We start from the raw sequence: 26763 nt of genomic DNA, 5'->3' as shown, positions 1-26763 counted from the left end.
AGAAAACGAAGACAAGACTTCGGATGCGAAAGATCAAGCTTCGGTTCCGCGATTTTAGCTACACCAAGATCGAGCATTTCGACTAGCCGGATACGCAACGCTTCTATACCGCATGACTTTGCGGTTTAAAGGTCGATAGTTGCGGCGAAGACTCGTATCTATAATGTTCATGTTTTGTTCTTTTTTTGCAACGTGAAGTATGGGTGTTCGATGAACGGTTCAGACGGGAGGAGAACCAAGGTGAGGGGGCTACGGCACTGTCACGACCGCAATCCGGGTGACCGTCCGCTCGGGCCCGGTCAGCGTCACTCTTCCCGTATACCGTCCCGCCGGCCAGCCGCCTGGTGGGGTCTTTCGGCCGATGAAGTTGAACTGACGGGCCTTGGTTTCCGGCATGGGGAAAGTGTCCTCGACGAGGACCGCGCCGTCCGGGCCCTCGATCCGCAGGGCGAGGACGGAGCCGGCGGGGACGCCGTAGATGGTGGCGTAGAAGACCAGGGCCGGCGCGTCGCGCGGCAGGGTTTCCGGCGCCGGATTGGCCTGGGCGTCGCGGACCTTCAGCGGGCCCGGGGCGAAACCGGCATGGCGGATGAAGCTGGGCGCGTACTCCCCGAAGGCGGCGAGCGCGGTGTCGGTCCAGAGCGGCGCACCGACCCGGCAGGCGGCGGGATTGTCGGGGCTGCGGCCGAGGAACGGGTCCAGGACCGTGCCGTCCTTTTCGAGCTGGAAATGCAGATGCGGTGTCTCGCTGGCGCCGGAACTGCCGATGGCGCCCAGCATTGTGCCCGCCGTGACGCGCTGGCCCGCGCGGACGGCGATGCTGCCCCTCTTCAGGTGGCAGTATTGCGTGGTCCAGCCGCCGCCATGGTCGATGCGCACGCCGTTGCCGCATTCCCGTCCCTTCGTGAAGTCCGTTTCCCGATCCATGCGGTTGTCCGGTTCTCCGTCGCGGGTTCCAAGGACCGTCCCGTCGGCGGCGGCGCGGACGGGCACGTTCGATGCCATGGCCGCAGGGTCGAGCAATGCGATATCAGTTCCCTCATGCCCGGCATAGGTCCGCGGTCCGCAGCTATGGTCCCGATAGTCCGGGCCCGAATCGAGGTCGACATGGCTCAGAATCCAGCAGCCTTGGCCGATGGCGCAATCCGCCGGATAGGACAGGGCCGGCGGCTGTTGCGCGGCGAGGGGCGTGCCGGCGACAAGGGCGATCAGGATGACGAGTGCATGAAGGACGAAATTCTGCATGCCGCCACACTACCTGTGCCCCGCCGCGGGCCCTAAGGATTTGTTAATCGGTCGGGCCCATCCTGCCCTGTGCGACAGTGTGGTGACGCGGGGAATGAACGGATTGGGAGGCGGCCCGTGAACAGGTATTCAAGCCGGATTGCCGATATCGGAAGTCTTGCGTCCGGCCCCATGAAGGTGGTTCTGGATCACTGGAACGCGGTGCGCGGGGCATCGGCAATGCCCTCGGGTGAGGCGGTCCTGGCGGGCGGACGGCTGCCGGCGACGCCGCATTGCGTACAGATCGACGTGCCGGAGCGGCTTGGCGACATGTCCTTCCGGATGTTCGGATCCGGTCTGACCCTCGCCGTCGGCCGGGATTACACCCATTACCGCATCCTGGATCTGGAACCGTCGGACTACGCGGATCTGGTTTTCCGCGACTATTCCGAGGTCGCACACTGCGCCGTGCCAGTGCTGCGCGAGGTGCGGGCGGAATCGGATGGCGACACAAGGTGTTACCAGCGCCTCGTCCTGCCCCTGGGACAACGCGAGGACCGCGTCGACGGGCTGCTGGCGGTTTCTGCCATCAACCGCAGGTTCTGGGGCGCGGTGCTGGAGGATCGAGCCGCCATCCCGCCCGTCATGACCGAAATGGTCGGCGGTGCCGAACCCGCGGTTCCAGCCGCGCCGGCCGCTTGAGATGCCGGCGCACTAGGCGGTCAGGGCGAGGAGGAGATAGCTCGCCATCCCGAACAGAGCGGTCAGGCTGAGGCTCATGAACAATCCACGCAGGCCGGTCTGCCGGGTCAGATAGGCCGCGCTATGGCCAAGGCGCGCTGCGGCGAAACCGGTGATCCAGAGATACGCCGCCAGCGCCGGGGGCGAGACCAGCGCGAAGAGCGGGGCCAGCAGCGCGAAATAGACGGTGTTTTCGGTCAGATTGCGGTGCGCGTTCAACCGGCGCTCCAATGCGTCCCGCGCCGTCGGGTCGGCGTCGCGTGCCAGGACAGCATCTTCGCCCAGTTCCTCCGGCGTTGTGGCGATGCCGTGGCGCAGGCGGGTCAGTTCCGTCGCGGTCATCAGCCAGGCGTGGTTCACCAGCAGCAGCGCGGCGGCGATGGCGAGCGCGATCAGTGTCGTGCTGTCCGGCAGGGACGGTCTGGCTGGGGCAATACCGATTGCAAACAGATTCACCGCCGTTGCGATCAGTGCCAGCGCGACCGGATAGCCGCAGATGATGCGCGCGATGCGGCGCTTCCGAGGGGAGAGGTCCGGGGGCATGTGGGACGGCTTTCCGCTTCAATGGGATTCTGGAATGCGCGGAGACCCTAGCGGGAGTCGATGCTCATCGCCAGGATCGCGCTGATCTCCGACAGGGATCGGCCGCTTTCGGCCGCCCATTGATCGAAGGCGGCCTGAATGGCTGACAGTGCCTTCTTGGACGTGGCCGCACCGTCGATCACGCCTTCGGCGGTCAGGCGTGCGACGACATCGTTTGACAGGATGAAGGCCGGCAGGCCGAGATTGCGCAGGACCCGCTGGCCCGTGACACCGCCGAGGCGGCTGCCTTCCTTTTTCAGCCGGTCGAGCAGCAGGATGTAGTCTGTCGGCGGGTAGGCCGCGAGAGCCCGGGCGGCGCTGCCATGTTCCTGCGCAAGGGAGAGCAGGAAGCCTGCATTTTCCGGCACGCTCTTCACCTTGGCCGGGTTTCGAACGATGCGCGGATCGGCCAGCAGGGCCTCGATCTCCTCGTCATGGATCATGGCGCAGCGGTTGGGGGCGAAACCGTGGAAAGCGGCCTCGAAGCCGGGCCATTTCTGATCGATGACTTTCCAATGGAACCCCGCCTGAAAGATGCATCGTGTCATCTCCGCCAGGATACGGTCGTCCGGAATCCTGGCGATATCCGCCGATGGCTTCGGCAGGCGCGCATTCAGGGCCGCCGCGCCGCCGTGACGGTCGGCCGCGATGGCGAAGATTTCTTCGAAACTACGCATGGTCCCCTCCCTGAAGCGCGATCCCGGATAGATGGGGTGGGCGCGGAAAAAAGGCGCACAAAATTTCGTGAGCCAGGCATTTCCTATCCCGCATGGGACTTGCGGTATCGTTCCGCCTTGGCGCGGTTGCCGCAGGCGGACATGCGGCACCAGCGGCGGCCGACGCCACGGGCCTTGTCGAGAAACAGCCAGGAACAGCGACCGCATTCCTTGAGCCGCGCAAGCTCCGGCCCCTGAAGCAGGTCCCAGAGCATCAGGACGATGCGATACCGGGCGAGATCGGCGCCCGCGCGGTCCGGGTCGACCTGCCACGCATAATGTGCCGTCGCCGGATCCGGACGGGCGCAGGCGATGGCGTCGCGGATATCGGCCTCGAAATCGCGCGGCAGGGCCGGCGGCACCGCGTCCCCGGTACCGCGTGCGGCGGCAATGGCACTGAAGACATGATGGGCCCGCTCCCGGAAATCGATCAGGGCGGCGAAGGCGCGATCTGCGCCGGCGTCCCTGGCGAAGACCGTGACTTCCGGTGCCGAAAGGATGCCAGCGAACTGCAGCCACGACAGGGCGGTCGGCCAGTCCGGGATTTGCGTGCGGCTGCGGGTCTTGTCGATGTCTTCGACCGTGTTCAGGAAATCCAGCCCACGGTGCTCCGCGATGAGGTCGTCTGCGCTCCAGGTCATGAAAGTAACCTATAAACGGTTTTTGTGGGTTGACAATGGCGATTGAGAGAGTAACCGTTAATTATAGAAAAAAAGGTTATAAGGGAATTGGACATGCTGACGCTGGATCAACGTTTCGACTTTCGCGGCCGTCCGGTGGCCTGGGGCAAGATGGGGGAGGGCGATCCCCTGGTGCTGATCCACGGGACGCCGTTTTCGTCCCAGGTCTGGCGGCGGATCGCACCGCATCTGGCGCAGCGCTATCGCGTCTATTTCTTTGATCTGCTTGGCTATGGCCAATCGGATATGACGGCCGGGCGCGATGTGTCCCTGGCGGTGCAGAACGAGCTGCTAGCCGCGCTTTTCCGGCACTGGAACCTGGAGCGTCCGGAGGTGCTGTGCCACGATTTCGGCGGTGCGACGGCGCTTCGGGCGTATTACCTGAACGGGCTGCGGTATCGCCGCATGACGATCTTTGATGCGGTAGCCGTCTCGCCCTGGGGATCGCCCTTCGTACAGCATGTTCGCGATCACGAGGCGGCCTTTGCGGGGGGCCCGGCCTATATTCACGACGCCATGCTGCGGGCCTATCTTCGCGGTGCCGCCTATCAGCCGTTGCGTGAAGAGGCACTGACGGCCTATTCCGCGCCATGGACCGGTCAGACCGGGCAGGCCGCCTTCTATCGCCAGATCGCCCAGATGAAACAGGCCTATACCGATGAGGTCGAGGACGCCTATGGCCCGATGGAGGGTGCGGTGCAGGTGCTTTGGGGAACGGCGGATGACTGGATCCCGCTGTCCCAGGGCAAGAAGCTGGCCGACCGGATCGCCGGCGGACGCCTGACCGCCATCCCTAATGCCGGCCATCTGGTTCAGGACGACGCCCCGGAAGCCATCGTCGCGGCGGTGTTGAATGGGTGATCCGACGGCGACCGCGAAACCTTGAACCATGCCGCCAAGTTCTGCACATGGTAGTCGCTGGACGAGGACGGATTGGACGATACGGCCAAGGTCGACCTCGTGGTCGGCAAGTGGCTCGGCGGGTAGGAGGCTGCTAGCCTACTGCGTCCAGAAACGCCGCGAGCACCGGTGAGGGGCGCTTTGTGTCGCGGGTGATCAGCGCAAAGCCCTGTTCGTAGCGGGTCAGATCCTTGCGAAGAGGCCGCAGAATGCCGGAGGCCTCCCAAGTATGGGTGTATTGTTCCGGCAGGCGGCCGAGATAGCGGCCGGTCTGGAGAAGGATCAGGATTGCCTCCAGATTGCTGGCGCTGGCCGCCGGGCGGGTGCGATAGGGGCGGTCGGTGGAATGCGCCGTGTCCAGAAGGCTGAGCCCGACATAGGGATGATCGGTCAGATCGCGTTCGGTGATATCCGCGTCCGGCCGGACGAACAGAGGATGCCCGCGTCCGCAGTAGATATACTGCACCTCCCGCGCAATCTCGCGGTAGGTCAGGCCGGACCGCTTGCGGTGCTGGCCGATGAAGGCGGCGTGGAGCGTTCCGTCTAGAACACGGCGTTCCATTTCCTCTGAACTCATGACCGACAGGGTGACATGGACATCCGGCGCGGCATCGCGGAACCGGGCCAGCGTTTCGGCAATCGGGACGTCGGGCAGGGTCAAGATGCCGTCGATCACCGCAACATGCAGGTCGCCGACCAACCGGTTTCCGGCGCCGGATACACGGGCCTCGAACGCAGCCACCGCCCCCATCAGGCGCTGCGCCTCCTGATAGACGAGGCGCCCTTCCTCCGTCAGGGCGAAACCACCGCGCCCCCGTTCGCACAGGCGCAGTCCCAGTCGGGTCTCCAGGTTCGCGATATGGGTCGAAATGGTGGAGCGGGCGATGTCCAGTTCAGCCTCCGCCGGGGTAAATCCGCCGCATTCGACGACCGTCGCAAAAACGCGCAGGAGCCGGATATCGGTATCGCCGAGGCTGCCGGTAAAGGAAGGTTTGATCATTATGTCGGTATTTATCGACGTTTAGTTCTATACAGCGCTATTTATAGACGTTTTGGCGTGGCGTACAACAGTTTGGAACGAGGAAGAGCGCCAAGCCTGTGTCTCTTGGGCGGTGGCGTAGCAACTGGGAGATCCGTCATGGAAGATTTCGTCGGACGCAAGAACCTGATCCCGCGCGACCGGATGCGGGAACTGACCAAGCGGTCGGATCTGCGCGGCTGGATACAGACGATCAGCCATTTCGGGGCGATCCTGCTGGCCGGAACCGGCCTGTATTTCACCTTGAATACCGAGGGGGTCAGTCAGTGGTGGGCCGTCCCGTTCTTCTGTATCCTGGGGATCCTGCTGAACTACCTGTTCGCGGCCCAGCATGAATACAATCACTACACCGCCTTCAAGACCCGCTGGCTGAACGATGTCTTCAACCGCATTACCGGGTTCATTCAGCTCTATCCGCGCGACTATGAACGCTGGTATCATTTCGAACATCACCGGCATACCCAGGACTGGGACAACGATCCGGAACTGATCAGCCGGGGCGGCCCCTACACGCTGGGCAGCTATCTGCCCTATCTGTTCGGGCTGACCTACTGGACCGGCCGCATTCAGCGCCTGTTCATCGTCGCGTCCGGCAAGACGGCCCATTACTTCACCGACAAGCAGAAGCAGAAGGTCGTGGCCGAACATCGCTGGCATCTGGCGGGCTATGCGCTGGTTGCGGCGGCGTCTGTCTATCTGGAGACCTGGGCGGCGGTGATCTATTGGATCGGCCCGTTGTTCACCATGAAGGTGTTCCAGAATGTGCAGAACGTGACGGAACATACCGGTCTGACCCATCTGCAGGACACGGTGCACAACACGCGGACCATCAAGACCTGGTGGATTTTCCGCTGGATGGCCTGGAACATGCAGTATCACACGGCCCACCACACCTTCCCGGCCGTGCCCTTCTTCAACCTGCCGGCGCTGCATGCCGAACTGGTGAAACATGCGGGATACGAGCCGCCCTCCACCGGCTATCTGGCCTTTCAATACCGCTTCATCCGGCAATTGATCAAAGGGCCGGAGACCCGTGACGGCATCGCCGAGATCGACAGTTCCACCGCCCATGTGGAACCCGCCGAATGACCCAGAAGCTGAAAGTCTATCAGTCGCGCTGGGCCATGGAACTGCGCCGTCCGGACGGGGTCGAGCGCAGCGATGAGGAAGCCTTCGAAATGGTCGCCGAGGCAGGCTTCGACGGGATGTGCCTGGACCTTGGCGCGTCCGAGATCGATGTCGCCAAGGCAACCCTGCCGCTGTTCCGCAAGCATGGTCTGGGCTGCATGATCAATGCCTTTCCGAACACGCTGGAAGACCTGCAGCCGGTTCTGGACATGGCGAAGGAATTCGAGGCCGATTACGTCAACATCATCGGCCAGGTCATGCCCTTTACCGTCGAGGAAGGGGAGACCGTCGTGCGCCATTGGATGGCGATGGCCGACCGGGCGGGGGTGCCGATCCTGTTCGAAACGCACCGCAATTGCATCACGAACGACCTGTTCTATACGCTGCAATTGATGGATCGGGTGCCGAACATGCCGATCTGCGCCGACCTGTCCCATTACATCGTCGATCGGGAATTCTGGTTCCCGTTGAGCGACGGCGATCAGGCCCTGATCCGACGCATCCTGGAACGCGCCGACAGCTTTCAGGGCCGCATCGCGGGTCGCGAACAGGTCCAGCTTCAGATCGATTTCCCGCAGCATCAGAAATGGGTCGAGCAGTTCAAGGCCTGGTGGGCCGAAGGCTTCCGATCCTGGAAATCCCGCCATGCTGCGGATGACACGATGATCTTCCTGACCGAGCTGGGGCCGCCGGAATATGCCATTACCGGGCCGGACGGTTTTGAACTGTCCGATCGCTGGGAAGAGGCGCTGAAGATCAAGGGCTGGGTTGAGGAGATCTGGGCCGCGACCTGAGGCAACGCCGCGCAAGCCGGGATTCATGTCGTGGGGCGGCGCCGTCTGCCCTTGGTCGACGCCGCATCCAACCCGCGGCATGAATCCCGCCTTGCGCGGCGGCATTCCCGGTCATGTACCCCCAAGGCACCTGCTTTCGCAGGACCCCTCAATGAGTCTTTACGCGGACTCGGAAACCCGCATCGTTGTAGGCGCTAGAGCGTCCAGTAGCGCATTTCCTCGGGAACGCCGCGGCTGCGCCAGATCGCCTTGATGTCGGCGACGAGGCCGCCCGGCTTGAGCAGCCGACGCAGCGACAGCGACAGGAAACCCGAATGGCCCACGGCGCCGACGACGGCGTCATAGCCGCCGGCCGGTTCGGCGATCAGGCCGATACCGTATTCCCGGCGGGTCTCTTCCGGGTCGGCCATCGGGTCAAAGACGTCGACATCGTGGCCATGCTCCTGCAGGCGGCGCACCAGATCCACGACCTTGGAATTCCGGATATCCGGCACGTTTTCCTTGAAGGCGATGCCCAGAACCAGAACGTTGGATTCCGGCTTCAATTCGGCATGAATCCGGTCGGCGATCTTTGGGGCCATGCCGTCATTGATTGCCCGGCCCGCCAGGATGACGCGCGGCTCGATGTTCAGGCACTGCGCGGCATGGGCGAGATAATAGGGGTCGACGCCGATGCAATGGCCACCGACAAGTCCCGGTGAGAAGGGCAGGAAGTTCCACTTCGTGCCCGCGGCCTCCAGCACGTCATGGACGGACAGACCCATCTCGCCGAAAATATGCGTGATCTCGTTGACGAAGGCGATGTTGATATCGCGCTGGGCATTCTCGATCACTTTCGACGCTTCGGCCGTTCGGATGTCCTTGGCGATGTAGATATTGCCGTTGTTCATCGTGCCGTAGATCTTGGCCAGAAGGTTCGCGACCTTCTCCGTCTGACCGGCGACGACCTTGGTGATCTGGTCCACCGTGTGAACCTTGTCGCCGGGATTGATGCGCTCCGGCGAGTAGCCCAGGAAGAAGTCCCGGCCGGAAACCAGATCGGATTCCCGCTCCAGGATCGGGCCGCAGACTTCCTCCGTCACGCCGGGATAGACGGTGGATTCGAACACCACGACCGACCCCATGCGGATGCGCTGGCCCACCATGCGACTGGCCGATTCGATGGCGCGCAGGTCGGGTTTGTTGTCCGGTCCGACCGGTGTCGGCACGGTGATGATGTGGATATGCGCTTCTTCCAGGAAACTGTCGTCGGCAATGTATTGAAGCTTGGAATCCGCCAGTTCACCGCGCGTCAGTTCCCCTGTGCGATCATGATAATCGCGCAGTTCGGCTATTCGCTTCTTGTCGATGTCGAAACCCATGACATCGAAGTGGCGGGCCAGGGCGACCGCCAGCGGCAGGCCGACATAGCCCAGTCCGATGACGGCGATTGTGGGGTTTTCAAACATGCGGGTCGCTGTCCCTTTACAGTCTTCTTGGCACAGGTCGTTGTATCGGCCCCGGCTGCGCTCCTGTCAATTCCGGGCGAGCCAGGCGATCAGGTGGGTGATGCCACCGATCAGCAACAGGATGAGAACGATGCGCCGGAAATTGCGATCGCTGGTTCGGCGATAGGTGGTAATGCCCAGGATCGAACCGCCGGCGGCGCAGGCGAAGGCGATCAGGGCTTCGGTTCCGGCAACGGGATCGAACCGGTCGTACAGGCCGTGCCCCGCGACCGACAGCCCCAGGATGACAAGGTTGAACGGTTGGTAGACGCCGCGCTGTTCATCCTTCGGCCAGCCGCGCAGGCCCGCCCAGATGGTCGGCAACGGCCCGGAAACGCCGGAAAGTCCGCCCAGGAATCCCCCTCCGAAACCGACGGCGCCGTCGGCCGGGCGACCGCCGCCGGCAATAACCGGCGGACGGCGCACCGCCAGTCCATAGGTGCAGTAGAGGATCAGGAAGGCGCCCAGGCCGGCCTTCGCGGCATCGCCGCTGAGGACCGAAAGGGCGGCCACACCGATCGGCAATCCGATCAGGCCGCCCAGCAGAAACGGCCAGACACGGCGCCAGACGATGCCCTGACGGATATAGGTCAGCGTGATCAGATGGCTGAGAACAGCGATGGAGGCGGCCATGGGCACTGCGATCTGCGGTGTCGTGACATGCAGCCAGAAAGCCAGCGCGGTCAGCGCCGTTCCCAGACCTGTCAGACCGGACACGAACCCGGCCGCACCGGCCCCCAGAGCGAATATGAGAAGCGCGCTTCCATCCATGGCGCGAAGAGGCTAGGTTCCGCCCATATCCCGGTCAATCACGGAAATGGAGGACACATGCCGGTCCTGGACCTCGCCTATTCCGAAATCGGTGACGGCGCGCCACTGGTGGTGCTGCACGGCCTGTTCGGCAACAAGCGGAACTGGGGCGCGATCGCCAAGTCCCTTGCCGGGACGTATCGGGTGATCACGGTCGATCTGCGCAATCATGGCGAATCACCCTGGGATCCGGACATGGCTTACCCGGTCATGGCCCGCGATGTGGCGGGGCTGATCGAGAAACTGGTCGGCGGCCCGGCCCATGTCATCGGCCATTCCATGGGCGGCAAGACCGCGATGATGCTGGCCTTCGAACGGCCCGAGCTGATCGATCGTCTGGTCGTCGCCGACATTCCGCCCGCGCCGCGTGACAGCGGGCTGATGGCCTATGTCGAGGCCATGCGCGGATTGGATACGGCGTCGATGACACGGCGTGCGGAGGCGGAGACCGCGCTGGAGCCGCATATATCCGAGCGCATGATCCGCACCTTCCTGGTTCAGAACCTTACGCCTGCCGAGGATGGCGGTCTGACCTGGAAGCTCAATCTGGAGGCAATCCGTGACCAGATGCCGGTCATCGAAGGCTTTCCCGATGTTGACAGCGACGATGCCTTTCCGCGGCCGGCGCTGCACATCGTCGGCGCCAATTCAGAATACGTGCTGCCGCGCCACCAAGCCGAGATCGAGCGATTGTTCCCGCATGCTGAGATCGAGGCGATCCCCGATGCCGGCCACTGGCTGCATGCCGAACAACCCGCCCTGTTCACCGAGGCCGTCCGGACCTTTCTGTCGTGAGGTCGTCCCCGCAGGATGTTCTGGCCGGTGTATTCGGCTTCCAGGGATTTCGCCCGGGCCAGGAAGAAATCGTCGATCGGCTGCTGGCCGGGACGAATACCCTGACCGTCATGCCGACCGGCGCGGGCAAGTCATTGTGCTATCAGGTGCCGGCGCTGATCTTCGACCGTCCCACGGTTGTCGTCTCGCCGCTGGTCGCGCTGATGGACGATCAGGTAGCGGGTCTGCGGGCCAATGGCGTAGACGCGGCCTGTATTCATTCCGGCCAGAGCCGGGACCGGAATGTCGACGAATGGATGAAGGTCCGGAACGGATCGGCGAAGCTGCTCTACATGTCGCCGGAACGGCTGATGACCGATCGCATGCTGGCGGCACTGGAACGTTTGAATCCCGCCATGTTCGTGGTCGATGAGGCCCACTGCATTTCGAAATGGGGCGCAAGCTTCCGCCCGGAATATGAAATGCTGTCCGCGCTGACCGACCGTTTCCCCGATGCCACCATGGCGGCTTTCACCGCAACGGCGGACAATGCCACGCGACGCGATATCGCGGAGAAGCTGTTCCGATCGCGCGGGGATACGGTGGTGCACGGCTTCGATCGACCGAATCTGACCCTGGGCGTGACGCCGAAGACCCATTGGAAGAAGCAGTTGATGACTTTCCTGGATTCGCGGCGCGGGCAGGCCGGGATCGTCTATTGCCTGTCGCGGCGCATGACGGATGAAGTCGCCGAAATGCTGACGGGCGAGGGCTTCAGGGCGTTGCCCTATCACGCCGGTCTGGCGCCGGAGATCCGCAAGGAGAACCAGGACGTCTTCATGACCGAAGAGTCGGTGATCATGGTCGCGACCATCGCTTTCGGCATGGGAATCGACAAGCCGGACATCCGTTTCGTCTTTCATCTGAACCTGCCTGGCAGCATGGAAGCCTACTATCAGGAGATCGGCCGCGCCGGACGCGACGGCAATCCGTCCGAAGTGCAGATGCTGTTCGGCCTGGACGACATTCGCATGCGCCGCCAGTTCATCGATCAGGACGGCGAGAACGCTGAGCACAAACTGCGCGAGCACAAAAGGCTGGACGCGCTGCTGGCCTATTGCGAGGCGACGCGCTGTCGCCGGGCGGCGTTGCTGTCCTATTTCGGGGAAGAAAGCGATGCCTGCGGGAATTGCGATACCTGCCTCGATCCGCCGGTCCTGATCGACGGGACACGGGAGGCGCAGATGCTGTTATCCGCCGTTGCGCGGACCGGGCAGTCATTCGGTGCCGCCCATATCATCGATATCCTGCGGGGGGCAAAGACGGCCAAGATCGAAGAGCGCGGTCATGACAGCCTGCCGACCTTCGGTGTCGGAGCCGGCCACGACAAACCCTTCTGGCAGGCCTTTATCCGTCAGGCCGTCGCCGGCGGCTATCTGTCGATCAACATCGAAGGGTATGGCGGCCTGGTGCTGACCCGGAAGGGCGACGCCGTCCTGAAGGGAGAGGAAAGCTTCACCTATCGCGAAATTCCGAAGACCGCGAAGTCGGCACGATCGGAACGCCGCAGCAAGGTCGAAATGGATACCAGCGACATCGATGGCGACCTGCTGGCCTCCCTGAAGGCACTGCGCCGCGATCTGGCGGCGGAACGCAATGTGCCGGCCTACATCGTCTTCGGCGATGCGACCCTGATCGACATGTGCCGCATGCGCCCGGAGACATTGGATCAGATGTCGCTGGTCAACGGCGTCGGCCCGAAGAAGCTGCAGGATTTCGGCCCGGCCTTCCTGCGTGCGCTGGCCGCCGGGGCAGCCTGACCGGGTTCAGTCCTTCAACAGCCTTTCCAGCATCGGACGATAGAACTCGATTGGCGGGGTCTTCAGATCCGGAACCTTCGCGCCGTCGTCGCAGCGTCGCAGGATCACCGCCTCCGCCAGGTGGGGGTGGGCGGCGAAGCGTTCCAGTTCCTCCCCCTGCATGGGACCGCCCTGTAATTCCAGGCTGCGGATCGATGCCGGGGACAGCCGGTCGAAATAGCTGGGTTCCACCGCGCAGAGATAGCGTTTGGCATCGACATGCAGGCGCACCGGCTCCGACACTTCCGGTGGGAAGAAGCGGGCCAGGAAATCGGCGCCGCAATCCTCATGCTGGGAGTCGATCCCATGCTCGGCACAATCCTCCGCGCAGGCGTGCAGGAAATGGCCGATATCGTGCATCAGGGCCGCTGCGGTCAGGCTGTCGCGGTTCTCCAACTGGTCGGCCATGACCGCGCATTGAATACCGTGTTCTCTCTGGCTGATCGGTTCGCCGATATAGTCGCGGTCGCCGATATGCCGGAACAGCTCAATGATGAAGTCAACCGCCGTGTCCGGGGAAACCGCGTCGGGGTGGGTCGGCAGGGTATCGGATATGGCGGTCATCCCTGGGACTCCTGATCGGATTGTCGGGATAGGACGGCGGCCATGCTGCGCAAGGCGTCCTTGTCGGCATAGCAGCCCTGAAGATGACGCGCGCCGCCGGTAAATCCGGTCCGGCCATGCAGCACGCGTTCATTGTCGAAGGTGACCAGATCGCCCGGGTCGAGGCGCAGCCGCATCTCGCCCTCCGGATCATGCAGCATGCCCGCGAACAGACGCAGCGCATCGTAATACTCCGCCATGACCTCGAACGGCAGGTCCAGCGGCGCCGCAGAGCGATTGTTGTATCGGACAGCGATGAGGCGTCCCTTGTCGTCGATCTCGATGCAGGGGGTCCGGTTCGTCAGATCGGCACCGGCATCGCGATAGCGGAACGGGGCCCGAAACCGGGTCAGAAGATCGAAGGCATCCGGCGCGGTTTGGCGCAGCTTCGCGGCGCAACGAAAGCCATCGACAAAGACCGACTCGCCACCGTCCGCCGCATTGGTCAGGCAATGCAACAACTGCAGGCCCGGAACAGGGGACCGGTAGGGATTGTCCGTATGAACGTTCAGGCCCACGGGCGTGTAGGCGAGGTTGATCGGCTGTGCTTCGCTGCGGACCTCGAAGAGACGGCCGTAATTCGTTTCCCGAACGTAACCGAAGATTTCCGCGACCTCGCAGACCTTGCCTTCGACAGTCGGGACATTTCTAAGCAGTGCGATGCCGTTTGCGACGATGTCGTCGAGCCAGGCCTTGCGTGCGGCCGGGTCGCTTTCGACCGCCGCGTAGTCGTGGCGGATCAAGCTGTCCGCGTGTTCGGCGCCCCAAACCGGCTGCGAGGGCGTGTTGGAACCTCCATCGTAAGCGTAATCGCGCAGAAAGTCCGATTCGAACACGGAAGAGGCATCGTCCGGCGTGAAACGTACCGCGACCCCTGCAGGCTGAAGCCGGGCCTCCGCAATCGCGACACCGTCAGGAATATCTGTCAGGTCGAACAGCCGCTGATCATTGCCGGGGTGCCGGAAAGCGTCGCCCCGCGCATTATCGCGCAACCAGATGGCATGATACCGGGTCACGGACCCGTCCTGCCATCGAACCGTCAGGACTTCCGGTGTATGATCGACGCCGGTTACGGTCATTTTCGAACTCCTTCGTTTCTGGCCGGACGGTATCACCACGCGATGAGGGCTTCGAGTGGATATGTTGGGAAATTTATCTAGACCATTTGGTGGAAATGTCGTTTCGACGGGCTGGGCCGCCATGTGAAAACCTTGTTCCCGAATAGGCGCTTACCCATATATTCGGGGCGGGTGCTGCCCAGCAGGCCCGTTTATTGAATGACAACTCCACACCCGGCCCTGCCTCCTGGAGGGGGATCGGAAACGAGAGGTTGAACGACGATGAATATTGAAAAATTCACCGAACGCGCGCGCGGATTCATACAGGCCGCCCAGACCATTGCCGTGCGCAAAGACCATCAGCGGCTGACCCCCGAACATCTGTTGAAGGCGCTGCTGGACGACCGTGAAGGCATGGCAGCCAGTCTGATCTCCGCCGCGGGCGGCGATGCGAAACTGGCATTGGATCAGGTCGACCAGTCGATCGCGAAGCTGCCGAAGGTGCAGGGTGCCGGTGCGGGCGGTCTGCATCTAGATACGGCCCTGGCCAAAGTGCTGGATAACGCGCAGCAGGTCGCCGAAAAGAACGGTGACAGCTTCGTCACCACCGAAATCATGCTGATGGCCTTGGCGCTGGCGGAAGGCACGGAGGCAGCCAAGGCGCTGAAGGCGGCCAAACTCACGCCCCAGGCGTTGAATACGGCCATCAAGGATATGCGCCAGGGGCGCAGGGCCGACAGTGCCTCCGCCGAAGACAAGTATGATGCGCTGAAGAAATATGCCCGCGATCTGACCCAGGTTGCGCGCGACGGCAAGCTGGACCCGGTCATCGGGCGCGACGAGGAAATCCGCCGCACGATTCAGGTCCTGTCGCGCCGGACCAAGAACAATCCCGTCCTGATCGGGGAGCCCGGTGTCGGCAAGACCGCGATCATCGAAGGCCTGGCCCAACGCATCGTGGCCGGTGACGTGCCGGAGACCCTGCGCGACAAGAAGCTGATGGCGCTGGATCTGGCCTCCATGGTTGCCGGGTCGAAGTTCCGCGGCGAGTTCGAGGAACGCCTGAAGGCGGTTCTGGAGGAGATCGAGGCCGCGGCGGGCAACATCATTGTCTTCATCGACGAACTGCACACGCTGGTCGGTGCCGGCAGTGCCGAAGGGTCGATGGACGCTTCCAACATGCTGAAACCCGCCCTGGCGCGCGGGGCGCTGCATTGCGTTGGTGCGACCACACTGAACGAGTATCGCAAGCATATCGAAAAGGACGCGGCGCTGGCCCGCCGCTTCCAGACCGTCTTCGTGGCGGAGCCGAGCGTCGAGGACACGATTTCGATTCTGCGCGGTCTGAAGGAAAAGTATGAACTGCACCACGGAGTGCGGATCACCGACGGTTCCATCGTTGCGGCAGCGACCCTGTCCAATCGCTACATCACCGACCGGTTCCTGCCGGACAAGGCGATCGACCTCGTCGACGAGGCGGCCTCGCGCCTGCGCATGGAAGTCGATTCCAAGCCGGAGGAAATCGACGAACTGGACCGTCGGATCATTCAACTGAAGATCGAGCGGGAAGCCCTGAAGAAGGAGTCCGACCGGGCGTCCAAGGAACGTCTGGGCAAGCTGGAAACCGAACTTTCCGCGCTGGAGGAACAATCCGCGGCCCTCACCGCACGCTGGCAGGCGGAAAAGGGCAAGCTGAACCAGGCGCAGGAGCTGAAGGAAAAGCTGGAGGCCGCTCGCTACGAGCTGTCTTCGGCTCAGCGCGAGGGCCGGTATGACCGGGCTGGCGAACTGGCCTATGGCGTCATCCCGGAGCTCGAGCGCGCTCTGGAAGCCGCGGAAGGCCATGAGGACGGTGCCATGCTGGAGGAAGAGGTGAGCGACCAGCATATCGCCTCCGTCGTCTCCCGCTGGACCGGTGTGCCGGTCGACAAGATGCTGGAGGGCGAGAGAGAGAAGCTGCTGCAAATGGAGCGGATCATCGGCAAGCGGGTGATCGGGCAGGACCGCGCGATCACGGCCATTGCCAACGCGGTGCGCCGGGCGCGCGCCGGGCTCCAGGATCCGCATCGACCGATCGGCAGCTTCCTGTTCCTTGGACCGACCGGGGTCGGCAAGACCGAACTGACCAAGGCGCTTGCCGAATTCCTGTTCGATGACGATCAGGCCATGGTCCGGATCGACATGTCGGAATTTATGGAGAAGCATTCGGTATCCCGGCTGATCGGTGCGCCGCCCGGCTATGTCGGCTATGACGAGGGCGGGGCACTGACCGAGGCGGTGCGGCGACGGCCCTATCAGGTCGTCCTGTTCGACGAGATCGAAAAGGCGCATCCGGATGTCTTCAACGTCCTGCTTCAGGTCCTGGACGATGGCCGCCTGACCGATGGGCAGGGCCGGACGGTCGATTTCAGCAATGTGCTGATCGTCATGACGTCCAATCTGGGCGCCGAATTCCTGGCCGAGCAGAAGGATGGCGACGATGTCGAAACCGTCCGTGATCTTGTCATGGGCGTGGTACGTCAGGCCTTCCGACCGGAATTCCTGAACCGGCTGGACGAAATCCTGCTGTTCCGCCGCCTGACGCGCGACAACATGACGGGCATCGTCGACATCCAGCTGGATCGCTTGCGTGCCCTCTTGAGCGATCGCAAGATCACGCTGGACCTCAGCAAGGACGCGCTGATGTGGCTGGGCAATGCCGGATATGATCCGGTCTATGGCGCCCGGCCGCTGAAACGGGTGATCCAGAAGCATCTGCAGAACCCGCTGGCCAGCATGATTCTGGAAGGCAGCGTTGCCGACGGCGACACCGTCCAGGTCACCGCCGGCGAGGGCCATCTGATCCTGAACGGCCACCCGGTCGACGTGGAGGCCGAAGCGGCCTGACGTTCGGCCGGTCCGGAAAATCGAAAAGGCGCCGTTCTTCGGGACGGCGCCTTTTTCATACATGCGGATCAGTGGAGCGACGTCACTTCCTGCCAGACCCTGCCCTGGCGGATCATTTCGGCGATCCGGTCGGCGGGTTGCGGGCTAGCGAAATAGTATCCCTGGCCGAATTCGCAATCCAGTTCGTGCAGGCGCAGCAGGTGACGGTCGGATTCGACGCCTTCCGCGATGATGTCCATGCCCAGATTGTGGGCCAGCAGGGCGATGGATCGGATGATTTCCATGTTTTCCGACTTTTCCTCCATGCTGACGACGAAGGACCGGTCGATCTTCAATGTGTCGAACGGGAAACGGTGCAGATAGCTGAGCGACGAATACCCGGTGCCGAAATCGTCGATCGACAGGGCGACGCCCAGTTCCTTCAATTCGAACAGAATCCGGGAGGTGATTTCCGGATTCATCATGATCATGCTTTCCGTGACCTCGAGCTTCAGACGCGATCCCGGTACTCCCTCGCGTGCCAGGATCAGTTCGATCTCGCGCACCATGTCGGGGTCCTGCAACTGCCGGCTGGACAGGTTCACGCTCATCGTCTCCGGTGCCCTGTCGCCGAGATCCCGTTCCCACTCCTTCATCTGGCGGCATGCCAGGCGCAGCGCGGCCGTACCGATGGATGTGATCATGCCGGTGTCTTCGGCCAACGGAATGAAGTCCGCCGGCACCACCGTGCCGCGATCGGGGTGGCGCCACCGCGCCAGGGCTTCGACGCCGGCGATCCGGCCGTCCCGGAAACTGATGATCGGCTGATAGTACATCTCGATTTCGTCGCGATCGACGGCGCGGCGCAGGTCGTTTTCCAACTGCATCTGGGTGATGGCGCGGGACTGCATCTGCGGGTCGAAGACGGCGGTGGAGGACTGGCCGAGATCCTTGGCCTTGTACATCGCAATGTCGGCGGCGCGCAGCATCTCCTCCGCATCCGCGAAGCCGAGCGAGGGTAGCGCGATCCCGACGCAGGCCGATGTGAAGATTTCCTGATCGCCGATCACGAAGGCGGCGGCAATGTCGGACTGCAGCCAATGCACCGCGTCCTGGATCGCTTCGCGTCCGGAGACGCCGGTCATCAGAACGCCGAACTCGTCCCCGGACAGGCGGGCGACGGAATCGCCGGGCCGGATGGTGCTTTCCAGGCGCCGGGCGACCTCGATCAGCAGGGCGTCGCCCAGGTCATGGCCCAGGGAATCGTTCACCACCTTGAACCGGTCCAGATCGAACAGCAGGACCGCGAAAGGATCGCCGGACGGATCGGGGTGACGGCGCTTCTCCTGCGCGATGCGGTCCAGGAACAGCGCGCGGTTCGGCAGGCCGGTCACCGTATCGTAGAGGGCATCCCGGATCAGCTTCTCTTCCGCGCGCTTGCGTTCTGTGATGTCGGTCAGGGACCCGGTCAGTCGGACCGCCTGTCCTTCATCGTCGCGCACAGCGATGGCCCGCGCGAGGGTCCAGAGATAGGCGCCATCGGCATGCAGAATCCGGAACTCCTTCTGAAGATGTTCGGTGCGGCCGCCCAGATGTTCCTGGATGGCGACCTCCAGTTCCTCGATATCGCTGGGATGGACCCGGTCGAGCCATTCGTCGGGGCGCTCGGACAGGGGATCCCGGCCCAATCCCAGCATCTCGCGCCAGCGCGGGGAGGTATACAGCCGGTCGGCCGCGATATCCCAGTCCCAAAGCCCGTCATTGGCGCCGGCGGCGGCCAGGGCGTAGCGCTCCTCCGATTGGCGCAGCGCTTCCGCAACCCGGGTCCGCTCCGTAACGTCGGTATAGGTGATGACATACCCTTGCCCCGGGATCGCACGGTGGGACAGCTGCAGCCAGCGATCGCCGGACAGTTGAACCAGCTCGATCGCAGGCTGACCGTCCGGGCCGGTCGGTGCGGGGGCGTCCCAGTCGGTCCGGTCGAACGCTTGCTCGACCGCCGCCGCGTCCTCCGGTGCAATCGCGTCGCGCAGGACGGCGCGCAGATTGCGCCCGGCATCGACATCGGAATCGGTCATGCCGAACAGATCCAGAAAGCGTCTGTTCCAGTTCAGCACCCGGCCCTCGGCGTCGACCGCCGTCAGCCCGTCGCTCATATGCTCGAAGGTCGTTGAAATCAGAGCCGCGGCGGCTGCTCGCTCGGCCTCGCTGCGCCGTCTTTCCGTGACATCCAGATACAGCGAAATCAGAAGGCCGTCGGGCGTGCGCGTGCGACGGATTTCGATGATGTTTCCGTTCCCCAGGGTCTCTTCGATGATTTCGGTTTCAGCCCTTCGGAAATCGTCCAGGCGCTTCGCGACGAAGGCCTCCCAATCCTCGATAGGGCCGTACTCTCCGCGTTCCAGCCTCAGACGCACGACGGTTTCCACGTTGAAGCCTGTCTTGCGTAGGCTGGTCGGCAGGTCGTACAGCCTGAAGAAATGCTCATTGGCGGCAACGATGTTCAGATCCCGGTCGACGACATTGATGCCTTCCGACATCCGCTCCACCGTTGCCTGCATCAGGGCGCGTTCGCGGCTCAACGCGTCGCTTCGACGGCGGGCGGCGTCCCCGAAACCCAGCACGGCCATTACAAGGACGCTCAGCAGAATGCTGCCGATGCGCAGACCGTTGCCCAGTTCTGTCGGAATACCGCCGCGAAACCGGTCGTCGGCGGACCACACGAAACGCCATCCGACACCGCCCTGGGCATAACGGGTTTCCCATTCCAGCCGGGCGGTTTCGGTGGCCGGGCGTGGAACCTCGAAAATGGCAGCGGGGGGCGTCGCCTCACCGGGGCGGCGCTCCTCGATCCGGACCGTCAACCCTTCCGGAAGGCTTACGGTAAGGGACGTATCCAGAAGTTCGGTCAGATCCAGCAGCCCGATGACGACGCCGGTATTGCCTTGACGGATTGCGACCGGGGACAGGCGATGTCCTTCGGACAGGAAACTGGGGCCGGTCACCGGAATGCCGCCGACGCGGAATCCATCGCTGGCGGTCGGACCCAGCCGCGGGTCAGCGGCCAAATCCAGGCCGACGAACAGATGATCGGTCGGACCATGCCGTCGGAGGGTCACAAACCCCTCGCCCTCGCGTTTCGCCGGCTTTCCCTCCGGTCCCAGGATCTCGATTCCGACGGTATCCTCAAAATCGGCACGGCCGGCGGCGGGGATTCGGGTTGCGTAGGCGAGTCCCTGAAAGGCGGTGCGCCCTTCCAGAAGGTTCAGCGCGGACGCTTCCGTGGTGAAGATCGCGTCGAAGCGACTGGCGCCGTCATCCAGCCCGTCCGGCAGACTTCGGGCAAATGCCAGGAGTTGCGATTCGGCCTGTTCCAGCATCACCGCGACGGATTCGGTGACGTCGGCCGCCTCTTCTTCCGCCAGAACCCGCCAATGCTGCATGGCGTTTCGGTCGACCTGCCACGCGGCCCCCCATCCCGCGCCGACGCCCAGGACGGCGATGGCGATGGACAGCGTCATCCATCCGGTGGACCGTCCCAACTTCAATCCAGGCTGCTCCCGATTTTACCGGCGCCGATCCCGATCCGGCGCTGCGGCATGCCCCTTCACGAATAGCATCAGTCAGACAATGATTGGTCAAGCGCGCTCGGCTTGTGTAAAACGCGGCCCGGATCACCAGCCTGCATGGAGGGCGAGATGCCTTTGGACCGGCGCCTTAGTGTCGCGCCGATGATGGATTGGACGGACCGGTTCGACCGGTATTTCCTGCGCCTGATCACGCGCCGGACCGTTCTCTATACGGAAATGATCACGACCGGTGCGCTGTTGCATGGCGACGTCGAACGGCATTTGACCTTCGATACGGCGGAGCATCCGGTGGCGTGTCAACTCGGCGGGTCGGAACCGGGTGAACTGGCGCAGGCCGCGCAACTGGTCGAGCAGGCGGGCTATGACGAGGTCAATCTGAATGTCGGCTGCCCGTCGGACCGTGTTCAGAGCGGCCGGTTCGGCGCCTGCCTGATGGCCGATCCGCCGCTGGTCCGCGACTGTATCGCGGCCATGCGGACGGCGGTCGATATTCCGGTTACGGTCAAATCCAGGATCGGCATAGACGGTCAGGAAAGCTATGAAGATCTGGTCCGGTTCGTTTCCTGTGTCGCGGAAAGCGGTTGCAATACATTTATCGTTCATGCGCGGATCGCGATCCTGGCTGGGCTGAGCCCCAAGGAGAATCGCGAGATTCCGCCGCTGAAATATGACTTCGTCCATCGTCTGAAACGCGAGTTTCCGGAACTCTCGATATCGATCAACGGCGGTATCCAGACCCTCGATCAGGCATCCGATCATCTGCCGGCGCTGGACGGTGTGATGATCGGACGGGCAGCCTATCAGGACCCTTACTGCCTTGCCGAGGCCGATCGGGTGATCTTCGGCGATACGGATTGGGTGCCGCCGTCGCGGCACGACGTTGTCCGGGCACTGCTGCCCTATATCGAAAGGCAGCGGCAGCAGGGCGTCGCCCTGCATCACATTACGCGCCACGTTCTGGGGCTGTTCAACGGATTGCCCGGTGCCCGGCGCTGGCGGCGTTATCTCAGTGAAAACGCCTATGGCGGCGCGGCCGGACCGGAAGTGGTGGAACAGGCGATGGCACTTGTGCCGGAAGACGCCATCGAACGCCGCGCGTAGCAGGCGCGGCAGGCTTCGTCAGAGGCGCCCGGCCTTGACCATCGCCGTATAGACGGCCTTGGCAACTTCGGAGGGTTTGTGGCGGCCGATCTCGATCTGCTCACGCCCGTCCTTCAGCATCTCGGAATCCGGCTCCAGCGGGACAATTCCCCAGCCGGCCTTGTTCACCGCCTTGATGACGGACGCAGCCTGCTTGGTATAGTTTTCGTTGAAAATCGTCCAATCGGCGCGTTTGATGGCTTTCGCGATGATGGTGTGGATGTCGTCGGCCATCGGCGCTTGGTGCTCCTTCTGTAGACTTCGAGGATCGCCGCGATTCGCGAATGGGGGCAAGGGTTTGAGATTTCCAAACGGGCGAAAGGGCCCATCCGATCGCGGCCGGAGAACGGCGCCATGACCGATACGCTGCCGGTCCGTGTCTGGCGCGGCGGGGACGAGGGTGCTTTCCGGACCTACGACGTTCCCCTGCGCGACAATCAAACCATTCTCGATGTCGTCACCGAGATCCAGCGGCGTCAGGATCCTACACTGAGCTATCGTTTCGCCTGCCGCGTCGGGGTCTGCGGGTCCTGCGCCATGACGGTGAACGGCGTGCCGCGCTGGACGTGCCGGACGCATGTGGCGAAAGTCGCGGCGGAGGGCGTCCTGACGCTGGAGCCGTTGCGCAACCTGCCGCGGATCAAGGACCTGACAGTCGACATGACGCCGTTCTTCGATAAATGGCAGCAGGCCGGTGGCGTCTTTCATGGCCGCAAGACCCGTGATGACGCGGTCGATCCGGTCAAACCCGGAAGCCGCGCGCGCCGGGCCGCGGATGCGGCCATCGAATGCATCAACTGCGCGGTCTGCTACGCCGCCTGCGATGTCGTGGACTGGGACCCGGATTACCTCGGGCCCGCCGCTCTGAACCGCTCCTGGACCCTGATCAACGACCGGCGCCATGCCCGACGGTCGGATACGCTGGACCGGGCGTCCCAGGCTGGCGGCTGCGGCTCCTGCCACAGCCAGGGCGCCTGCATGCGCCATTGTCCGGTGGGTCTCAGCCCGACGGAAAGCATTGCCGGTCTGAAGCGGTCGATTCTGTTTTCTCTGCTGGGGGGACGCTTGTGAGCGAACGCGGTCTGATCGCCCTGCAACGCCTCACCGCGTTGGTCCTCGCGCCCTGTGTCATCGCCCATGTCGTGGTGATCGCGATTGCCTTTCAGGGCGGCCTGACAGCCGGCGAAATTCTGGGCCGGGTTCAGAACAGCGCGGGCTGGGCCGCATTCTATGCCCTTTTCGTGGCTGCCGCCGCCATTCATGCGCCGATCGGACTGCGCGCGGTGCTGGTCGAATGGGGCGCGCTGCCCCGGCGTCTTGTCGACATCCTGATGGGGGCATTCGCCGGGTTGCTTCTGATTACCGGTTTGCGCGCCGTCTTCGCCGTGGTCTGGGGGGCGCCATGATCGCGCGACACCGCCGCGACCGGGCCTATCTCGCCTTTCTCGGGCATCGGATTTCCGGCGTGGGACTGGCGATATTCCTGCCGCTGCATTTCCTGGTCCTGGCGGAAATCCTGCAGGGAGAGGCGGCATTGGATTCCGTTCTGGCTTTCACCGCGCATCCGCTTGTCAGAGCCATGGAATGGCTGCTGCTGGTATTGGTGGTCAGCCATCTGATCTTCGGCCTGCGACTCCTGGCGCTTGAACTGCGGCCCTGGCGCCGCCGCGATGACGACCGACGCGGCTGGATCGTGCCTGGCGTGCTGATCGCTCTGGCGGTCGGGACCGTCTGTGTCCTGGGGGTGGGCTAGATGACGGTCGAAACGGTCGAGACCGATCTTCTGATCCTCGGGTCCGGCGGTGCCGGGTTCTTCGCGGCGCTGCATGCGCTGCAGGCAAATCCGGACCTGGATGTGACCATCGCGGTCAAGGGGCTGCTGGGCAAATGCGGCTGCACCCGGATGGTTCAAGGGGGATACAATGTAGCGCTGTCGCCGGGCGACTCCGTTGAACGTCACTTCATGGACACGATTGTCGGCGGCAAATGGCTGCCGCGCCAGGATCTGGCCTGGTCGCTCTGTCTGTTTGCGGTGGAACGGGTTCAGGAACTGGAAAACGAGATCGGTTGCTTCTTCGACCGGAACAGCGACGGCAGTCTGCATCACAAGGCGTTTGCCGGACAGACCTTCGACCGGACGGTCCACAAGGGGGATCTGACCGGGATCGAGATCATCAACCGGCTCATGGAACAGGTCATGGCCCGGCCCGTCCGGCGGCTGGAGGAGCATCGCGCCGTCGATCTGATTCCGGCGCGGGACGGTTCGCGGATTGCCGGGGCGCTGCTGCTCGACATACGGACCGGCCGATATCGCCTGGTACGGGCGAAGGCCGTGTTGCTGGGCACCGGCGCCGGTCCGACAATGTACAAATATCACACGCCGTCCGGGGACAAATCCTGCGACGGGCTGGCCATGGCATTGCGCCTGGGCCTGCCGCTGCGCGACATGGAAATGGTTCAGTTCCATCCGACCGGCCTGCTGGGCGGGCCGGATACGCGAATGACCGGCACGGTGCTTGAGGAAGGGTTGCGCGGGGCAGGGGGGCACCTTCTGGATGGCGCAGGCCGCCGCTTCATGGCCGATTACGACGACCGCGGGGAACGCGCGACCCGCGATGTGGTCAGCCGGGGTATCTATGCCGAGATGCGTGCCGGGCGGACCGGCCCCATGGGCGGCATCTATATCGAAATGAAGCATCTGGGCCCGGACAAGGTCGCTACCCAGTTTCCCGGCATGGTGAAGCGCTGCGCCGATTGCGGCTTCGATCTGGCCGCCGGCCGGGTCGAGGTGGTGCCGACTGCGCATTACATGATGGGCGGCGTCGAGTTCGAGCCGGACGGGTCGACCGAAATGCCGGGCCTGTTTGCGGCCGGGGAGGATTGCGGCGGCGTCCATGGCGCGAACCGGCTGGGCGGTAACGGGGTTGCCAATTCGACGGTCTTCGGCGGCATCGCAGGGGAGAGCATGGCGCGCTACGCCGCCCGACAGGGGCACCCGGCCGATCCGGATATGAATGCCGTCGACGCGGCAATCGCGCGCGCGGAACGTCCCTTCGGCCTGCCGCGATCCGCGGGGCTGGCCGACCTGCGCGATGAACTGGCGGAATGCATGTGGGACGATGTCGGCGTGATGCGCACGGCCGAAGGATTGCGACGCGGTCAGACCCGGATAGAGGGCATGGCGTCGGAACTGGCTTCGGCCGGACTGGCCGAGACGGATCGGTCCTTCAATCTGACCTGGCAGGACTGGCTGAACCTCGACAGTCTGCTGGCCGTTTCCAGGGTTATCGCGACGGCGGCGCTGGACAGGGATGACAGCCGCGGCGCGCATTTTCGGGAGGATTTTCCCGAGACCGGTGATCTGGAGGCCTCGGCCTTTACTCGTGTCCGTGCCCGGGATGACGGAATGCTCGACCTGGAGCGCGTGCCGGTGGTGTTCAGCCGCGTGCGCCCCGGCGAGTCCCTGATCAACGAGGATTCCGGACCCGCCGCACCATGATGAACGCGACCTTGAACGTCCTTGCGGTGGCGGTCTGCGTGATCGCCGTGGCGGCCGAACCGACCTATGCGACGCCGGTCGCCGTCGCGGCGGTCCTGATTCCCGTGATCCTGCTGCGGCAGCGGGCGTTTGCCGAGGTGTCGAAGGCGCGGACGGTTCTTTTCCCGCTGGCCTTGTTCGTCGTTGCGGTCTGTGCCGCCGCGTTCTGGGGGCTGAGCACACCGCTGGACCTGGCCGCGCGGGCCGGCAAGATTGCGCTGTTCGCCCTGGCCGGGGGCGTCGCCCTCAGCCTGCCGGTCTCCGGCCGCGTCGGGATGCCCGTGATGATGGGGCTGGCCCTGGGCGCAACCGTTGTTGCCCTGGCCCTGTTCGAGAACAGGTTTGTCGGGGCGCTGGCGGATCTGTTCGTTCCGGCGGATGCAGGCGAATTGGAGGCCGTCTTCATCCGGGCCAACCTGCACAAGGCACCGGCGGTATTTCTGGCCATACTGTCCTTCCCCTTGGCGCTACTGGCGGTTTCGACCCGTTCCCGCGATGGCGGTGGAATGATCTGGGGCCCGGCCGCAATTGTTGTTCTGGGTGTCGCGATGTCCGGGCACGAGACCGCTTTTCTGGCGCTTGGCGCCGGTGTGGCTGCGGCCGGTTTGGCCTATTCCCTGCCGCGAATTGCGGGGGGTGTCGTTGTCCTTGTCGCGGCATTCCTCCTGTTGGCCGCGCCCGCGCTTCTGGCGAAGGGCGATCTGAAGCCGCTTCTGGACGCGACCCGGTTTTCCACCAGCATTCAGCATCGTGTCCTGATCGCCGATTTCGCCGCCGCCCGCATTGCCGAACGCCCTGTGCTGGGGTGGGGTCTCGATTCGGCGCGCGCCATTCCGGAAGCGTCTGCGCGGATCGCCGACACGCCATCCCGTCTGGACCGATTCGACGTCGCCGATCTGACGCCCACGGTCTGGCAGCGGGCGCAGAACATGCCGCTGCATCCGCATAATGTGATGCTTCAGATTCGCCTCGAACTCGGCCTGCCGGGCGCAGTGGCGGCGCTGCTGCTGTTGGGTGCGGTCGCATCCGGTCTGGCGCGGATGCAATCCGCACGGGGCCGTGCCATGGCGTTCGGCATGCTTGCCACCTATCTGGCGATCGCTTCCGTCAGCTATGGCGCGTGGCAGTCCTGGTGGCTGTCCATCCTGGTTCTGGCCGTCCTTTCCGGGCGCTGCGCACTGGCCGCGTCGGCGCGCTTGCGAGGGGGTGCCTGACGCGCCAATCTGCGCAGAGTG

At 63.8% G+C, this 26763-nt stretch carries 24 protein-coding genes; 13 read left to right on the top strand and 11 right to left on the bottom strand.

The window, feature by feature from the left end:
* Window positions 1-249: 249 nt before the first annotated feature.
* Window positions 250-1245, bottom strand: a complete 996-nt coding sequence (locus R8L07_02775; protein MDW3204440.1) for a M23 family metallopeptidase — start codon at window positions 1243-1245, stop codon at window positions 250-252.
* 117 nt (window positions 1246-1362) lie between these two features.
* Between R8L07_02775 and R8L07_02770 the strand changes: the two genes are divergently transcribed.
* Window positions 1363-1926 carry a hypothetical protein gene (locus R8L07_02770; protein ID MDW3204439.1) on the top strand — a complete coding sequence of 188 codons (564 nt, stop codon included), beginning with the start codon at window positions 1363-1365 and terminating at the stop codon, window positions 1924-1926.
* Window positions 1927-1938: 12 nt separating this feature from the next.
* On the opposite strand, the gene R8L07_02765 is transcribed toward R8L07_02770, so the two are convergent.
* From R8L07_02765 to R8L07_02755, 3 genes are all read right to left on the bottom strand, one after another.
* The gene (locus R8L07_02765; GenBank protein ID MDW3204438.1) at window positions 1939-2508 is read right to left on the bottom strand and encodes an MAPEG family protein; all 570 of its coding nucleotides are present in this window, start codon (window positions 2506-2508) and stop codon (window positions 1939-1941) included.
* 47 nt (window positions 2509-2555) lie between these two features.
* On the bottom strand, window positions 2556-3224 hold the full coding sequence (locus R8L07_02760; protein MDW3204437.1) for a DNA-3-methyladenine glycosylase I: 669 nt from the start codon (window positions 3222-3224) through the stop codon (window positions 2556-2558).
* Window positions 3225-3307: 83 nt separating this feature from the next.
* Window positions 3308-3904 carry a CGNR zinc finger domain-containing protein gene (locus tag R8L07_02755; GenBank protein MDW3204436.1) on the bottom strand — a complete coding sequence of 199 codons (597 nt, stop codon included), beginning with the start codon at window positions 3902-3904 and terminating at the stop codon, window positions 3308-3310.
* Between the two features lie 93 nt (window positions 3905-3997).
* On the opposite strand from R8L07_02755, the gene R8L07_02750 reads away from it, so the two are divergent.
* The gene (locus tag R8L07_02750) at window positions 3998-4804 is read left to right on the top strand and encodes an alpha/beta hydrolase (protein MDW3204435.1); all 807 of its coding nucleotides are present in this window, start codon (window positions 3998-4000) and stop codon (window positions 4802-4804) included.
* Window positions 4805-4937: 133 nt separating this feature from the next.
* Here the strand turns inward: R8L07_02750 and R8L07_02745 are convergent, their stop codons facing one another.
* The gene (locus tag R8L07_02745; protein MDW3204434.1) at window positions 4938-5843 is read right to left on the bottom strand and encodes a LysR family transcriptional regulator; all 906 of its coding nucleotides are present in this window, start codon (window positions 5841-5843) and stop codon (window positions 4938-4940) included.
* Window positions 5844-5981: 138 nt separating this feature from the next.
* Here R8L07_02745 and R8L07_02740 point away from each other — a divergent pair, with 138 nt between their 5' ends.
* Window positions 5982-6971: a fatty acid desaturase gene (locus R8L07_02740; GenBank protein ID MDW3204433.1), complete on the top strand. Its 990-nt coding sequence runs from the start codon at window positions 5982-5984 to the stop codon at window positions 6969-6971.
* Window positions 6968-7804, top strand: coding sequence for a TIM barrel protein (locus R8L07_02735; GenBank protein MDW3204432.1), 837 nt, complete (start codon window positions 6968-6970; stop codon window positions 7802-7804). Before R8L07_02740 ends, R8L07_02735 begins: the two co-directional genes overlap by 4 nt.
* Window positions 7805-7998: 194 nt before the next feature.
* Here the strand turns inward: R8L07_02735 and R8L07_02730 are convergent, their stop codons facing one another.
* Both R8L07_02730 and R8L07_02725 read right to left on the bottom strand, forming a co-directional pair.
* Window positions 7999-9252: a nucleotide sugar dehydrogenase gene (locus R8L07_02730; GenBank protein MDW3204431.1), complete on the bottom strand. Its 1254-nt coding sequence runs from the start codon at window positions 9250-9252 to the stop codon at window positions 7999-8001.
* Window positions 9253-9318: 66 nt separating this feature from the next.
* Window positions 9319-10062, bottom strand: coding sequence for a sulfite exporter TauE/SafE family protein (locus R8L07_02725; GenBank protein MDW3204430.1), 744 nt, complete (start codon window positions 10060-10062; stop codon window positions 9319-9321).
* A gap of 57 nt (window positions 10063-10119) precedes the next feature.
* Between R8L07_02725 and R8L07_02720 the strand changes: the two genes are divergently transcribed.
* Both R8L07_02720 and recQ read left to right on the top strand, forming a co-directional pair.
* Complete coding sequence (locus R8L07_02720; GenBank protein MDW3204429.1) at window positions 10120-10896, top strand: alpha/beta fold hydrolase; 777 nt, start codon at window positions 10120-10122, stop codon at window positions 10894-10896.
* Entirely contained in the window at window positions 10893-12695 is a 1803-nt protein-coding gene (gene recQ, locus R8L07_02715; protein ID MDW3204428.1) for a DNA helicase RecQ, read from the top strand. Before R8L07_02720 ends, recQ begins: the two co-directional genes overlap by 4 nt.
* A gap of 6 nt (window positions 12696-12701) precedes the next feature.
* Here the strand turns inward: recQ and R8L07_02710 are convergent, their stop codons facing one another.
* Window positions 12702-13298: an HD domain-containing protein gene (locus R8L07_02710; protein ID MDW3204427.1), complete on the bottom strand. Its 597-nt coding sequence runs from the start codon at window positions 13296-13298 to the stop codon at window positions 12702-12704.
* Window positions 13295-14416 carry a TauD/TfdA family dioxygenase gene (locus tag R8L07_02705; GenBank protein MDW3204426.1) on the bottom strand — a complete coding sequence of 374 codons (1122 nt, stop codon included), beginning with the start codon at window positions 14414-14416 and terminating at the stop codon, window positions 13295-13297. Before R8L07_02705 ends, R8L07_02710 begins: the two co-directional genes overlap by 4 nt.
* Window positions 14417-14677: 261 nt before the next feature.
* On the opposite strand from R8L07_02705, the gene clpB reads away from it, so the two are divergent.
* Window positions 14678-17281 carry an ATP-dependent chaperone ClpB gene (gene clpB / locus R8L07_02700; protein ID MDW3204425.1) on the top strand — a complete coding sequence of 868 codons (2604 nt, stop codon included), beginning with the start codon at window positions 14678-14680 and terminating at the stop codon, window positions 17279-17281.
* 68 nt (window positions 17282-17349) lie between these two features.
* On the opposite strand, the gene R8L07_02695 is transcribed toward clpB, so the two are convergent.
* Window positions 17350-20808, bottom strand: coding sequence for an EAL domain-containing protein (locus R8L07_02695; protein ID MDW3204424.1), 3459 nt, complete (start codon window positions 20806-20808; stop codon window positions 17350-17352).
* A 150-nt stretch (window positions 20809-20958) separates the two neighbouring features.
* On the opposite strand from R8L07_02695, the gene dusA reads away from it, so the two are divergent.
* The gene (dusA, locus tag R8L07_02690) at window positions 20959-21951 is read left to right on the top strand and encodes a tRNA dihydrouridine(20/20a) synthase DusA (GenBank protein MDW3204423.1); all 993 of its coding nucleotides are present in this window, start codon (window positions 20959-20961) and stop codon (window positions 21949-21951) included.
* Between the two features lie 18 nt (window positions 21952-21969).
* Here dusA and R8L07_02685 read toward each other — a convergent pair whose 3' ends face one another.
* The gene (locus R8L07_02685) at window positions 21970-22224 is read right to left on the bottom strand and encodes a hypothetical protein (protein ID MDW3204422.1); all 255 of its coding nucleotides are present in this window, start codon (window positions 22222-22224) and stop codon (window positions 21970-21972) included.
* 120 nt (window positions 22225-22344) lie between these two features.
* Here R8L07_02685 and R8L07_02680 point away from each other — a divergent pair, with 120 nt between their 5' ends.
* Genes R8L07_02680 through R8L07_02660 form a run of 5 tightly spaced genes read left to right on the top strand, consistent with a single transcriptional unit; the run spans window position 22345 to window position 26742 of the window.
* Complete coding sequence (locus R8L07_02680) at window positions 22345-23061, top strand: 2Fe-2S iron-sulfur cluster-binding protein (protein ID MDW3204421.1); 717 nt, start codon at window positions 22345-22347, stop codon at window positions 23059-23061.
* Window positions 23058-23396, top strand: coding sequence for a succinate dehydrogenase (locus R8L07_02675; GenBank protein ID MDW3204420.1), 339 nt, complete (start codon window positions 23058-23060; stop codon window positions 23394-23396). Before R8L07_02680 ends, R8L07_02675 begins: the two co-directional genes overlap by 4 nt.
* Window positions 23393-23743 (top strand): succinate dehydrogenase, cytochrome b556 subunit, encoded by a 351-nt coding sequence (sdhC, locus tag R8L07_02670; GenBank protein ID MDW3204419.1) that lies wholly within the window; start codon window positions 23393-23395, stop codon window positions 23741-23743. The genes R8L07_02675 and sdhC overlap by 4 nt, the downstream gene beginning before the upstream one ends.
* Entirely contained in the window at window positions 23744-25489 is a 1746-nt protein-coding gene (locus R8L07_02665) for an FAD-binding protein (GenBank protein MDW3204418.1), read from the top strand.
* Window positions 25486-26742 carry an O-antigen ligase family protein gene (locus R8L07_02660; GenBank protein ID MDW3204417.1) on the top strand — a complete coding sequence of 419 codons (1257 nt, stop codon included), beginning with the start codon at window positions 25486-25488 and terminating at the stop codon, window positions 26740-26742. The genes R8L07_02665 and R8L07_02660 overlap by 4 nt, the downstream gene beginning before the upstream one ends.
* Window positions 26743-26763 lie beyond the last annotated feature (21 nt).

The sequence above is a fragment of the Alphaproteobacteria bacterium genome (assembly GCA_033344895.1).
In the GTDB taxonomy this organism is placed as follows: domain Bacteria; phylum Pseudomonadota; class Alphaproteobacteria; order UBA8366; family Aestuariispiraceae; genus Pacificispira.
This window is presented reverse-complemented; position numbering and strand designations above follow the sequence as displayed.